The organism is Paraburkholderia fungorum, assembly GCF_046027605.1.
Lineage (GTDB): Bacteria > Pseudomonadota > Gammaproteobacteria > Burkholderiales > Burkholderiaceae > Paraburkholderia > Paraburkholderia fungorum_F.
Genome location: NZ_JAQQEF010000003.1, coordinates 278,059 through 291,262 on the forward strand (window position 1 = coordinate 278,059; position 13,204 = coordinate 291,262).

General features: G+C 61.6%; 11 protein-coding genes. 4 read left to right on the plus strand and 7 right to left on the minus strand.

Going from position 1 to position 13,204, the window contains the following annotated elements; translation table 11 throughout:
* Positions 1-35: 35 nt before the first annotated feature.
* Complete coding sequence (locus PQR53_RS07345) at positions 36-578, minus strand: FKBP-type peptidyl-prolyl cis-trans isomerase (RefSeq protein ID WP_408451944.1); 543 nt, start codon at positions 576-578, stop codon at positions 36-38.
* Between the two features lie 32 nt (positions 579-610).
* Here PQR53_RS07345 and PQR53_RS07350 point away from each other — a divergent pair, with 32 nt between their 5' ends.
* A complete protein-coding gene (locus tag PQR53_RS07350) occupies positions 611-1,861 on the plus strand; it encodes a JmjC domain-containing protein (protein WP_408451946.1) in 1,251 nt (416 codons plus the stop codon).
* 232 nt (positions 1,862-2,093) lie between these two features.
* Positions 2,094-2,369 carry a hypothetical protein gene (locus tag PQR53_RS07355; RefSeq protein WP_179732777.1) on the plus strand — a complete coding sequence of 92 codons (276 nt, stop codon included), beginning with the start codon at positions 2,094-2,096 and terminating at the stop codon, positions 2,367-2,369.
* 148 nt (positions 2,370-2,517) lie between these two features.
* Here the strand turns inward: PQR53_RS07355 and yoaA are convergent, their stop codons facing one another.
* The 3 genes from yoaA to PQR53_RS07370 all read right to left on the minus strand — a co-directional run bounded on the left by yoaA (position 2,518) and on the right by PQR53_RS07370 (position 6,165).
* Positions 2,518-4,803, minus strand: coding sequence for a DNA repair helicase YoaA (gene yoaA / locus PQR53_RS07360; protein WP_408451948.1), 2,286 nt, complete (start codon positions 4,801-4,803; stop codon positions 2,518-2,520).
* Positions 4,804-4,866: 63 nt separating this feature from the next.
* Positions 4,867-5,085 carry a DUF465 domain-containing protein gene (locus tag PQR53_RS07365; RefSeq protein ID WP_179732779.1) on the minus strand — a complete coding sequence of 73 codons (219 nt, stop codon included), beginning with the start codon at positions 5,083-5,085 and terminating at the stop codon, positions 4,867-4,869.
* Positions 5,086-5,220: 135 nt separating this feature from the next.
* Positions 5,221-6,165: a hypothetical protein gene (locus tag PQR53_RS07370; protein ID WP_408451950.1), complete on the minus strand. Its 945-nt coding sequence runs from the start codon at positions 6,163-6,165 to the stop codon at positions 5,221-5,223.
* On the opposite strand from PQR53_RS07370, the gene PQR53_RS07375 reads away from it, so the two are divergent.
* Both PQR53_RS07375 and PQR53_RS07380 read left to right on the plus strand, forming a co-directional pair.
* Complete coding sequence (locus PQR53_RS07375; RefSeq protein WP_408452353.1) at positions 6,101-6,403, plus strand: hypothetical protein; 303 nt, start codon at positions 6,101-6,103, stop codon at positions 6,401-6,403. The genes PQR53_RS07370 and PQR53_RS07375 overlap by 65 nt on opposite strands.
* A gap of 146 nt (positions 6,404-6,549) precedes the next feature.
* A complete protein-coding gene (locus PQR53_RS07380) occupies positions 6,550-8,901 on the plus strand; it encodes a Tex family protein (protein WP_408451952.1) in 2,352 nt (783 codons plus the stop codon).
* A 99-nt stretch (positions 8,902-9,000) separates the two neighbouring features.
* Here the strand turns inward: PQR53_RS07380 and PQR53_RS07385 are convergent, their stop codons facing one another.
* From PQR53_RS07385 to PQR53_RS07395, 3 genes are all read right to left on the minus strand, one after another.
* Entirely contained in the window at positions 9,001-10,887 is a 1,887-nt protein-coding gene (locus tag PQR53_RS07385; RefSeq protein WP_408451954.1) for a potassium transporter Kup, read from the minus strand.
* A gap of 314 nt (positions 10,888-11,201) precedes the next feature.
* Complete coding sequence (locus PQR53_RS07390) at positions 11,202-11,792, minus strand: phosphoribosyltransferase (RefSeq protein ID WP_179732783.1); 591 nt, start codon at positions 11,790-11,792, stop codon at positions 11,202-11,204.
* A gap of 3 nt (positions 11,793-11,795) precedes the next feature.
* The gene (locus PQR53_RS07395; RefSeq protein WP_179732784.1) at positions 11,796-13,142 is read right to left on the minus strand and encodes an adenylosuccinate synthase; all 1,347 of its coding nucleotides are present in this window, start codon (positions 13,140-13,142) and stop codon (positions 11,796-11,798) included.
* Positions 13,143-13,204: the final 62 nt, after the last annotated feature.

The window sequence follows — 13,204 nt, forward strand, 5'->3', positions numbered from 1 at the left end:
TTACACCTGGCACGCACACCCGCACACTCGCAAGCTCAGTGCAGCGTGGGTCCTGACTTATCGTCGTCGGCTTCGTCGTCGTCTTCATCGAGGACTTCGAGGCCGTCGGCGCCATGCGCGTGTTCGTGCTGGATTTCGTCTTCAGTAGCCGGACGCACGTCCTTGACGGTCAACGAGAAACGCAGCGCCATGCCGGCGAGCGGATGGTTGCCGTCGAGCACGACTTTGTCTTCCGCCACGTCGGTCACCACGTAGACGAGCGAATCGAGATCCTCATCGGCTTCTTCCGGCGTGCCTTCGAATTGCATGCCGACTTCGAGCGGTTCCGGGAAGCGATCGCGCGGCTCGATCTTCACGAGATCGGGGTCGTACTCGCCGAACGCGTCTTGCGGCTCGAGCTGGATCTGAGTCTCGAAGCCGGCCTCGTGGCCGTCGAGCTCTTCCTCGATCTTGGGGAACGTGCCATCATAGCCGCCGTGCAGATAGACCATCGGCTCGTCGCTTTCTTCAATCAGATTGCCCTGCGCATCCGATAGCTTGTAAGCGACCGACACGACGGTGTTCTTTGCGATTTTCATTCGATTCTCCAGAATACAACTCACATTATACGATGCCCAAGCGGCCCACTGACCACCCGGCCGATACAGCTTCGGCACGGAATTCTTCGCCGGCTTCAAAGGCCGCTCGCCCTATTCTTCCGCCTTCGCCCGACACGCCCACGCCCTTGCTCGGCAATCTGACTCCGTCGCAATTCATGCGCCGATACTGGCAGAAAAAGCCGCTGCTGATCCGTCAGGCAATCCCGAAAGTAGAGGCGCCGCTATCGCGTGACGAATTTTTCGAGCTCGCCGATCAGGACGAAGTCGAAGCGCGTCTGATCACGCACTTTCGCAACAAATGGCAACTGGAGCATGGTCCTTTCGCGGCCGACGAACTGCCGTCGGTCAAACAGCGCGCCTGGACCTTGCTCGTGCAAGGCGTGGACCTTCACGACGACCGCGCGCGGGCCTTGCTCGACCGCTTCCGCTTCGTGCCGGACGCGCGGCTGGACGACCTGATGATTTCGTATGCAAGCGATGGCGGAGGCGTCGGCCCCCACTTCGATTCCTACGATGTGTTTCTTTTGCAAGTGAAAGGCAAGCGCCGGTGGCGGATCAGTGCTCAGAAAGATCTGACACTCGAACCGGGTTTGCCTTTGAAAGTTTTACAGCATTTCGAACCGGAAGAGGAATGGCTGCTCGAGCCGGGCGACATGTTGTACCTGCCGCCGCATATTGCCCATGACGGTATCGCCGAAGGCGAATGCATGACCTGCTCGATCGGTTTTCGCGCCCCGTCCACGGGCGAGCTGACCTCGCAGTTCCTCTATCATCTGGCCGAACGCGGCGAATCGGCTGGGCGACCGAGTGCGCTTTATCGCGATCCACAACAAGCCGCCGTCGACCGTCCGGCCGAGCTGCCGGCCGCGTTAGTCGAACGGGTTGGCGCGATCCTTGCTGGAGTCAAGTGGAATGAGCAGGATATTGCGTCGTTCCTTGGCACGTACCTCAGCGAACCGAAGCCGAGCGTCGTCTTTGATCCGCCGCAACAGCCGCTCAATGAAGCGCGTTTCATCAGTCAGGCATCGAAGTCCGGCATTCGGCTCGATCGCAAGACTAATTTGTTGTACAACCGCCGTTTTTTCTTCGTAAATGGAGAAGAAATGTCGTTTGATGGCGCAAAAAAATGGCTATTTGACCTCGCTGATCGTCGGTGTATGAGTGCGAAACGCTTTGTAACACTCTCACACGATTCGGCGGTGACAGCACTGCTTCACGAGTGGTATTGTGCGGGCTGGATACAAGTGGGCGAGCTTGCGTAACTCTGCCCGCGTGTTATACCGTACTGTGAAATTTTGTATGAGAAAGACAACGTATTGACCCCGGATTTATGGATTGTCAGTACGAAAGTGCATATAATTTCCGCCCAAGCCGTAGGGAAGATTCCAGCTCGTCAAAAGAGCGTCTCCACCAGCGGCCCAGGTCGGTGTTGGAGCACATTACCGGTTTTATTTTGCGCTGTTGCTTACCTTTAAACCATAAAAGGACGTGATCATGAAGAAATCCCTCCTCGTAGCATCCCTGTTGGCAGCTGTGGCACTGGCTGCATGCAACAAGAGCAACGATCAAGCCGCTGCCCCGGCTAGCGACGCAGCTGCTGCTTCGGCACCGGCTGCTGCAGCTTCGGATTCGGCTGCTGCTGCATCGGGTGCGGCTGCTGCTGCGAGCGACGCTGCTGCTTCGGCTACGGGCGCTGCCTCGGACGCTGGTGCTGCTGCTTCGGACGCTGCTGCTTCGGCTGCAGCTCCGGCTTCGGGCGCAAGCCAGTAAGCTGTCGCGTAGGGTTCGCCTCTGGGCGAAAACTGCTCCGGAAAATCACCTCGATTTTCCGGGCAGTAAAGCAAAACGCCACGGATTCACATCCGTGGCGTTTTGCCATTTAAAAGCCGTTTTTTTACAACGGCGTTCACTTAATTATCTACTGAGCCGGCGTCGCATTTTCTGCGAAGAATTCACGCACGACTTCGATCTCACGTGTGCGCTTGAAGGGCGGCAAGCTCTGCCATATACGACGCCCATACGGTTTGTCGACGAGACGGGTGTCACAGATCATCAGCACGCCGCGATCGGTCTCAGCGCGAATCAGACGGCCTGCGCCCTGCTTGAGCGTAATCACGGCCTGCGGCAACTGATGAACCGCGAACGGGCTCAATCCTTTCTTCGTCAGTGCATCCAGACGCGCCGATAGCACCGGGTCGTCAGGCGGCGCAAACGGCAGCTTGTCGATCACCACCAGCGAGAGCGCATCGCCACGCACGTCCACGCCTTCCCAGAAGCTCTGACTGCCCACCAGAATCGCATTGCCGTATGCACGGAAGCGATCGAGCAATTCGGTGCGGCTCGCGTCACCCTGCACGAGCAGCGGATAGTTCCAGCCGCGCGCGTCAATGGTGTCGCGCAACTTGGCCGAAATGCGGTCCACCGCGCGCAGCGTCGTGCACAACATGAATACGCCACCCCCCGATGCTTCGATCGCCGGCAACGCGGCGTCGAACACGGCGTCGGTAAACATCGGCGACGAAGGCTGCGGCAAATTGCGCGGCACGTACAGCAGCCCTTGCGTCGGATAGTCGAAGGGGCTCGGCAGCGTCATCGAGCGCTTTGCGTTCAGGCCCATCTGCGCCGCATAGTGCGTGAAATCGCCGCGCACCGACAAGGTAGCCGATGTGAAGATCCACGCGCGCGGCACGCCGGCGCGCTGCTTCGCGAAGATCGGTGCGACCGACAGAGGTGTTTCGTGCAACTGCACCGTATGCGCGAAGACCTCGATCCAGCGCACTTTTTCATGCGGGTCGGCGCGTTCGGCCTTGGCGTCCGCCGCGGCGGCGTCAGCGGCCGCGCGTTCGGTCTCGGTGGGGGGCGTCGTCCAGCCCGCCAGCACGCCCTGCAACTCGCGTGCGCGACGCGAACACGCGCCAATCGACTCGGCGCGCTCTGCCTGAGCGGCCAACGCGGAAGCCAATGCATCGAGCTCGGTTTCGAGTGTTTCAAGCGCGGGGAACAACGGATGATCGTCGGGCAACTGACCGATCGACAAGCGCACCGAGTCTTCCTTGAAGGCGAGCCGCACGTCACGCGCCGCACGTTCGAGCGTCGAGCCTAGCTTCACCCAATCGATCGATTCGCGTGCATGACCCAGGCCCTCCGCCACGGAATCGCGTGCGAGCTCGAGAAATTGCGTGGTGGAGAGTGTCTCGCCGAAAAACAGCGTCGCTGTTTCCGGCAGTTGATGCGCTTCGTCGAAAACGATGGTGTTCGCCGTGGGCAGCAATTCAGCCATGCCGGTATCGCGCAACATGATGTCGGCGAAAAACAGATGGTGATTGACCACCACGATGTCGGCCTGCTGCGCCTCGCGGCGCGCCTGCATCACGAAGCACTCCTTGTAGTGCGGGCACTCCTGGCCAAGACAGTTTTCACGCGTGGACGTGACCATCGACCACACCGCCGCCGTTTCCGGCACGCTCGCGAGTTCGGCCTTGTCGCCGGTACGCGTGATCTTGGCGAAGCGAATGATGTCCTGCAGATACGAAGTTTCCTGGCGCGACGGCAGACGCCCGTTATCCGCTGTGCGCTGCAGATAGTAGTGGCACAGGTAGTTCGCGCGGCCCTTGAGCATTGCCACCGAGACCGGCACGGCGAGTGCATCGCGCACGGTCGGAATGTCGCGCTGAAAGAGCTGATCCTGCAAATGCTTGGTGCCCGTGGAGACGATCACCTTGCCGCCCCACAACATGGCCGGGACGAGATACGCATAGGTCTTGCCGGTGCCTGTACCCGCTTCGACGATCAGCGTATTTTCGCTGCCGTCGAGACCGTTCGATTCGTCGCTTTCAGCAGCTTGTGTCGCGGCATCCGCGCCCGGCGCTTGCAGACGACGCGCCGGACGTTTCTGCGCTTCGAACATCGTGGGTTCGGGCATCGCGCGGCCGGACGCTTCCATAGCCGCGGCGACGGCGCGCGACATCTCGATCTGCGACGCGCGCGAGCGATAGCCCTGGATCTGACGGGCGAGCAGACCGTTGTCGGCGAAGATATCGTCCAGTTCGGCGACGCGACGTGGGTTCAACGACGCGGAGAGCGCAGACGTGGGAGGACGCGGCGCCGGAGTGCCGGCCACCGGGGCGCCGGCCGCCGGAGCGCCGGCCGCCGGAGCGTCGTCGCCCGCCGTGGCGCGTGGTGAAGTTTCAAGCGGTGAATTCAAGGCAAGCGTTTCCTGCAAAGTCCGGCGCGCGCGGCGCGACCCGGCACCTGCCAGGCCGCGAACTCAGGCGCGTGCGTCCGGTTCGAGCTGCAATTGCAGCAAGATGATGGTGTCCTTGACTTTGAGTTTGCGCTTTTTCAGGCGCTGCAACTCGAAGTCGTCGATGCCGGGCTCATCCGACATTCGCTCGATCAAACGATTGAGCCCACTATGCTCCGATTCCAGTTGCAGAATACGGTCGCGAAGGGTGTCCGCGGTGATGACGTGATGTTGATCGCGCATGCTCGCCTCCTCTCGTAAGCGGCGCGGGCTGCGTCGTGCAGCCCGCGCCGGAGGTTGCTGTCCGGCTTAAAACGCGTTACAGCGACTACGATACTCCGCTGCACGACCCCGCCACAGACAAAGACAGCACAGCGACTACTCTTGTTGCTGTTGCTGCTTCTGCTGCTCTTCGAGTTCCTGCTGCTGTTTCAACTGGTCCTGACGCTTCTGTTCGGCTTTCTCGGCCGCCTGCTTCTGGCGTGCTTCGACGTCGGCTTTGTGCTGCGCCGCATCGGCCTGCTTCTTCTCAAAGCTCTGCTGTTTCTCGACGCGCTCCTGCGCCTTCTGGGCGCCCTGCTGGTGCGCCTCATCGAGTTTGCGCTGGAAGTCGCTCTGCTTCTGATCGTAAGCCTGCTGGTTAGCCGCGGCCTGCGACGGGCTGACGCCGCGCTGCGCCTGATCCAGCGCGTGCTGTTGCAGCTTCTGCTGATAGGCTTGTGCATTGGCATTGCGTTGCGGCGCCTCGGCGGCACGCTGCGCCTGGTCGAGCTGATGCTGGCGCTGCTTTTCTTCGTAGGTCTGCGCGTTGCGTGTGTCGTCGGCGGCGCGTTGCGGCGCGCTCGCTTCGTCTTGCGCGCGTTTGAGCGCGGCCTGCTCGTCACGCTCGCGGGCGCGCTGGACACGCTGTTCGCCGTCGAGCGCAAGCTGTTCCTTGCGAATGTCGGCCTGCACAGAGCGCATGCTGTCGCGCGCCTCGTTCAGACAGTGGTTGACGAAGAACTTGCTGTAGCAATCGTGTTCGGCGACGCCGTAACGGTAGTTGTTTTCGTCGCTGCGCTGATCCAGGACTTTCTGCCGCGCGTCGAATCCGCTGTCAGGCGCTGCCGCGTGATCGGCATTCCCGACATCACCCACATCACCCGCGCCCGTGGCATTCGCGGTGCCGGTTGCCCCTGCCGTGCCGGCTGCCCGCGCGCCCGAAGCGGCTACCGGCGCGACACTGCTGGCCGCCGCGAGCGGCGCCGCGGATTGCGCCATGGCCGGGGCGGACATGGCCAGCGTTGCAGCCATCACGCACAAAGCGCCGGAAGCCAGAACCATTCCATTGGAAGGAGACGCTGACCGGACCATGGACCGCGACACCAATGCGAACGACATGGCGGACGCAAGCGACCCAAGCAACTTAAGCGACAATCGCGGCACATTCAGCGACAGAAAAGACGGCAATGGTGACAAACGAGAGACCAAGCGGGAGCCCAGGCGGTTGAGGGACAAGGAGATCGGCAACGTCGTAAATGGTCAACGGAACATGCCCGAAATTCTATCACCCTGCGGTTGAGCCCTTTGGCATTTATGGCAAAATGCCCCGCTCCAGCAACCTGGTCGCAACGCGCACGCCTCGCGTGCACCAACGTGTCCGACGTGTGCCCGACGTATGCCGTTGGCGCGCGACCTTTGATTGAGTAGCAGGAACACCAAGACCTTATGACGGAAACCGTAGCACTCAAGATCGTACAGCGCATCGCCGCCGAACTGTCCGTCCAGCCGCGCCAGGTCGCGGCCGCGGTGCAACTTCTCGACGAAGGAGCGACTGTTCCGTTCATCGCCCGCTACCGGAAGGAAGTGACCGACAATCTCGACGACACGCAGTTGCGTAATCTCGAGGAGCGCCTGCTGTATCTGCGCGAGCTGGAAGACCGGCGCGCCGCCATCATTTCGAGCATCGACGAACAAGGCAAGCTCACCGACGAGCTGCGCACCGCGATCGAAGGCGCCGACAGCAAGCAGGTGCTGGAAGACCTGTATCTCCCGTACAAGCCCAAGCGCCGCACGCGCGCGCAGATCGCCCGTGAAGCCGGCCTGCAGCCGCTCGCCGATGCACTGCTGGCCAATCCCCTGCTCGACCCGCAAACCGAAGCCGCCGCCTACGTGGACGCCGATAAAGGCGTCGCCGACGTCAAGGCCGCGCTCGACGGCGCGCGCGACATTCTCTCCGAACAGTTCGGCGAAACCGCGGACCTGCTCGGCAAATTGCGTGACTACCTGTTCAACCAGGGTGTGGTGTCGTCGAAAGTGGTCGAAGGCAAGGAAAATGCGGAAGAAGAGAAATTCCGCGATTACTACGACTACGCCGAAACCATCAGGACCGTGCCGTCGCATCGCGCGCTGGCGCTGTTCCGCGGTCGCAATGCGGGCGTGCTGATGGTCAAGCTGGGACTTGGCGAAGAACTCGACGCACAGGTGCCGCATCCGGGCGAAGCGCTGATCGCGCGCCACTTCGGCATCGCCAATCAGAACCGCCCGGCCGACAAGTGGCTCTCCGACGTGTGCCGATGGTGCTGGCGCGTGAAAGTGCAGCCGCACATCGAAAACGAACTGCTGACCAAGCTGCGCGACGAAGCCGAGCACGAAGCCATTCGCGTGTTCGCACGGAATCTGAAGGACCTGCTGCTGGCCGCGCCTGCGGGCCCGAAGGCCGTGATCGGCCTCGATCCGGGTATGCGCACAGGTGTGAAAGTCGCCGTGGTCGACCGGACCGGCAAGGTGCTCGCCACCGACGTGATTTATCCGCACGAGCCGCGCCGTGACTGGGACGGCTCGATCGCGAAACTGGCCCGCATCTGCGCGCAGACACAGGCCGAGTTGATCAGTATCGGCAACGGCACGGCGTCGCGTGAAACGGACAAGCTCGCGAGCGAACTGATCGCGCGTCATCCGGAGTTCAAGCTGCAGAAGATCGTCGTCTCGGAAGCCGGCGCTTCGGTGTACTCGGCCTCCGAACTCGCGGCGAAGGAATTCCCGGATATGGACGTGTCGCTGCGCGGCGCCGTGTCGATTGCGCGCCGTCTGCAGGATCCGCTCGCGGAACTGGTGAAGATCGAACCCAAGGCGATCGGCGTCGGCCAATATCAGCACGATGTGAATCAGCGCGAACTGGCCCGCTCGCTCGACGCGGTGGTCGAAGATTGCGTGAACGCGGTCGGCGTGGATGCGAATACGGCGTCGGTTGCCTTGCTGGCGCGCGTGTCGGGTCTGAATGCAACGCTGGCCCGCAACATTGTCGACTATCGCGATGCAAACGGCCCGTTCCCGTCGCGCGAACATCTGCGCAAGGTGCCACGTCTCGGCGACAAGACGTTCGAGCAGGCGGCGGGCTTCCTGCGCATCAACAATGGCGAGAATCCGCTCGACCGCTCGTCGGTTCACCCGGAAGCGTATCCGGTCGTGGAACGCATGCTCGCGAAAATCAGCAAGCATGTCGGTGAAGTGCTCGGCAATCGCGACGCGCTGCGCGGCCTGTCGCCGGCGGAATTCGTCGACGAACGCTTTGGCCTGCCGACCGTGCGCGACATTCTGCTCGAGCTCGAAAAACCGGGTCGCGATCCGCGCCCCGAGTTCAAGACGGCGACCTTCCGCGAAGGTGTCGAGAAGGTCAGCGATCTGACGCCCGGCATGGTGCTCGAAGGCGTGGTGACGAACGTCGCGGCGTTCGGCGCGTTCATCGACATCGGTGTGCATCAGGATGGTCTGGTGCACGTATCGGCCATGTCGACCAAATTCATCAAAGACCCGCACGAAGTCGTCAAGGCCGGCCAGATCGTCAAGGTGAAGGTGCTGGAAGTCGACGTGAAGCGTCAGCGTATCGCGCTGACCATGCGGCTCGATGACGAGTTCGGCGCGTCGGCCGCGCCACGCAGCGGGGGTGGCGCCCAGCAGGATCGCGGCGGGTTCAACCGCTCGGGCGGCGGCGGACGAGGCGGCCAGCAACAGCGCTCGCGCGAGCCGGAGGCAGGTGGTGCGATGGCCGCCGCATTTGCCAAATTGAAGCAGAAGTAAGCCGACGCGAGCACGCGCCCCAAACAAAAAGCCCACGCAAAATGCGTGGGCTTTTTTTATTGCGTCTCCGTAGAAGACGCATTCAACCGTGCGTGGTCCTCAGATCTCGATCTTCGTTCCTAGCTCCACCACGCGATTCGCCGGAATACTGAAGAAGTCGGTCGGCTTCGCCGCGTTCTGATGCATCCATGCGAACACACGCTCGCGCCACACGGACATGCCTGGCAACTGCGTTGGTACCACCGTTTCGCGCGCAAGGAAGAATGAGGTGTCCATCATCTCGAAGGTCATGGCATGCGTGCGGCCCACCTCGAGCAACACAGCCTTCACGTCAGGCGTTTCATTGAACCCGTAGACCGCCTTGACGAGGAACAAACCGCCGCCGAAATCCTTCACCGACACGCGCTCTGAATCGCTCACGTACGGAATGTCGCGCGTCACGAAGGTCAGGAAGATGGTGCGCTCATGCAGCACCTTATTGTGCTTCAGGTTGTGCAGCAGGCTCACCGGCACGAGCGAATCGCTACCGGTCAGATAGATCGCCGTACCCGACACGCGATGCGGCGGATGCGCAAGCAAACCCTGCAGGAACGGCATTAACGGAATACCGTCCGCGGCCGTGCGTTCCTTGACGATCATCCTGCCCTTGAACCAGGTCATCAGCAGGAAGAACAGCAGCGCGCCGATGCCGAGCGGCAGCCAGCCACCTTCGGCAACCTTGAGCAGGTTGGCGCCGAAAAAGCCCAGGTCGACCGCCATGAACACGCCGATGATCAACGCCACGAGGAACTTGTTCCAGTTCCACACCTTCACCATCACGACGCAGGCGAGGATCGTGGTGATGACCATGGTGGCCGTCACCGCGATACCGTACGCGGCGGCGAGATTATCCGAACTCTTGAACGCGATCACGATGCACAGAATAATGAACAGCAGCATCCAGTTCACCACCGGCACATAAATCTGGCCGATCGCCAGTTCCGACGTATGCAGGATCTTCATGCGCGGCACGTAGCCGAGCTGGATCGCCTGGCTCGTCAGCGAATACGCACCGGAAATCACCGCTTGCGACGCGATAACGGTGGCCACCGTTGACAGAACGACGAGCGGCAGAAGCGCCCAATCCGGTGCGAGCAGGAAGAACGGATTTTCGATCGCTTTAGGGTCGTGCATCAGCAGCGCGCCCTGGCCAAAATAGTTCAGCACCAGCGACGGCATCACGAGGAAGTACCAGGCCATACGGATCGGTTTGGCACCGAAGTGGCCCATGTCGGCGTACAGCGCTTCGGCGCCCGTCAGCACCAGCACGACCGAGCCGAGCACCACGTAGGCTTGCAGCACGTGCGCCGCCATGAAGGTGTAAGCGTAATACGGGTTCAGTGCGCGGATCACGTTCGGCGACTGCAGGATGTGCCATAGGCCCAGCGCGGCGAGCACCAGGAACCATAGCACCATGATCGGACCGAACAGGCGGCCGACGGTGGCCGTGCCGTGCCGCTGGATCCAGAACAGCAGCACGAGGATCACCATCGTGAGCGGCAGCACCAGATGTGACAGATGGGGAGCCGCAATCTCAAGACCTTCGACCGCTGAGATCACCGAAATAGCGGGCGTAATCACCGCGTCGCCATAGAACATGCAGGCGCCGAAAATGCCGAGCATCATCAGCAAGCCGGCCATTTTCGATTTGTCGTCGAGAGAGCGCAGCGCCAGCGCCATGAGTGCGAGGACGCCGCCTTCGCCGTTGTTGTCGGCGCGCATCACGAACAGCACGTACTTGACGCCGACCACGATCACGATCGCCCAGAACAGCAGCGAGATCACGCCCAGAATCGATTGGTCGGTCAGCGGAATGCCATGGGCCGGACTGAACGCCTCTTTCAGCGAGTACAACGGGCTCGTGCCGATATCGCCGAATACCACTCCGATCGCGGCAACCGCGAGGGAAGGCAGAGGCTGTTTGTGCACGTGATTGTTATCTGTCATAAACGCGAGGAAATCCGTTGCCTGAGCGGAAAAACGACCGCTATTCTAAACCGCCCGTCTAGCGCCGCCCGGCTTGTTGTGGATACACCACGTGGATAGTCCGCGCAGTGTAGCACTGCGATTTGGGCGCGTCTGCGGCGTCAGGCGATGCGCTGGCGCCGGCCTGCGCGTTCGCGAGGCGCTGTTCGCAGAACGCGCTGAAACGCATACACGAAGCGCATAAAAAAACGGAGCCGAACCGGGCTCCGTTTTGCAGGCACTGCACTGGCGGCAACGCAATGAGTACGGTGTCGCAGCGCATCACGTATCTGAGCTCACGTACCTGACGATTCCTGCTCCTGCTGCGTACCGCGCTTGATCCACGCGCCGAGGTTGTGCGGACGAACCGTATCCCATTCCTCGAACGGCTGGTGAATCCACGGATTGGTCGGCAGATACTGCACGTGGTAATCGGGCTTCACTTTCGAGCAGCCCTTGTACCAGAGCACCGCCGAACGCACCGCGGTGATCGCCGGATAACGTTCTTTCAGATGCTGCTGGACACGTGCCAGCGTCACGCCCGAATCCACCAGATCGTCGACCAGCAACACGTTGCCGTGCAGCTCGCCGCGCGTCATGGTGATGTATTGCGCGATGTCGAGTTCGCCCTGCTCCGTGCCGGCCGCTTCGCGGTACGAACTGGTGGCGAGAATCGCCAGCGGCAGATCGTAAATTCGCGAGAGCTGGTCGCCGACGCGCAAACCGCCGCGCGCGAGACACAGGATCTTGTCGAACTTCCAACCCGATTCATGCACGGCCAACGCCAGCAGTTCGATCAGCCGGTGATACTCGTCCCAGCCGACCCACAGGTTCTTGTCATCGTTGCGTGGATCTTTCATCGCAATCATGGGTACACCTTGAACCATGGCTTAAACCTTGAACGGATGACGGAGCAGAATCGTTTCGTCGCGATCCGGACCGGTCGACACCATGTCGATCGGAATACCCGCGACTTCCTGCACACGCGTCAGATACGCACGCGCGCTGGCCGGCAGCTTGTCCCACTCCGTGATGCCGACGGTGCTTTCCTTCCAGCCCGCGAAGGTTTCGTACACCGGCACGCAACGCGCCACTTCCGAGGCGCCACGCGGGAGCAGGTCGACATGCTTGCCGTCGACCGTGTAGCCGATGCACAGCTTGACTTCGTCGAGACCGTCGAGCACGTCGAGCTTGGTCATGCACAGACCCGACACACCGTTGATCTGGATCGAGCGGCGCAGCGCGGCGGCGTCGAGCCAGCCCGTGCGGCGCGGCCGGCCGGTCACCGAGCCGAATTCCTTGCCGACCTTGGCGAGTTCCAGGCCGATCGGTTCCTGGCGCGTGGCGTTATCCGCGTCGTACAGTTCGCTCGGGAACGGGCCCGAACCGACACGCGTGCAATACGCCTTGGTGATGCCGAGAATGTAGTTCAGCTTTTGCGGACCGACGCCCGCGCCCGCGGTGGCTGCTCCGGCCACGCAGTTGCTCGACGTGACGAACGGATAGGTGCCGTGGTCGATGTCGAGCAGCGTGCCTTGCGCGCCTTCGAACAGCAGATTGTTGCCTGCCGCGTTTTCGTCGTACAGACGGCGCGACACGTCGGTCACCATCGGCTTCAGACGGTCGGCATAGCTCAGCATCGTGTCGAGCGTTTGCTGGAAGTCGACCGCGGCGACGCCCAGGTATTGCGTCAGCACGAAGTTGTGGTAATCGAGGTTTTCACGCAGACGTTCGGCGAAAGTTTCCGGCTCGAACAGGTCCTGCACGCGCAAACCGCGACGCGCCACCTTGTCTTCGTAGGCCGGACCAATGCCGCGGCCGGTGGTGCCGATCTTGCTCGCGCCACGGCGCGCTTCGCGGCCCTGGTCGATGGCAATGTGGTACGGCAGGATCAGGGTGGTGGCTTCGGAAATGAAGAGGCGATTCTGAACATCGACCCCGGCGGCTTCGAGCTCGCCAATTTCCTTGAACAACGCTTCCGGCGACAACACGACGCCATTGCCGATGTAGCACGCAACGCCAGGATGCATGATGCCCGACGGAATCAGACGCAAGATGGTTTTCTTGCCGCCGATGATAAGCGTGTGACCGGCATTGTGACCGCCCTGGAAGCGAACGACGCCTTGAGCGTGGTCCGTCAGCCAATCGACGATCTTGCCCTTGCCTTCATCACCCCACTGGGTCCCCACGACGACGACGTTGCGCCCGGGGTTCACATTCACTGCGCTGGCAGACATGTTGTTTCGTAAGCTGGTTAAAAACGTATTCTACCTATGTTCGCGGAACCTTCCGAATTTTT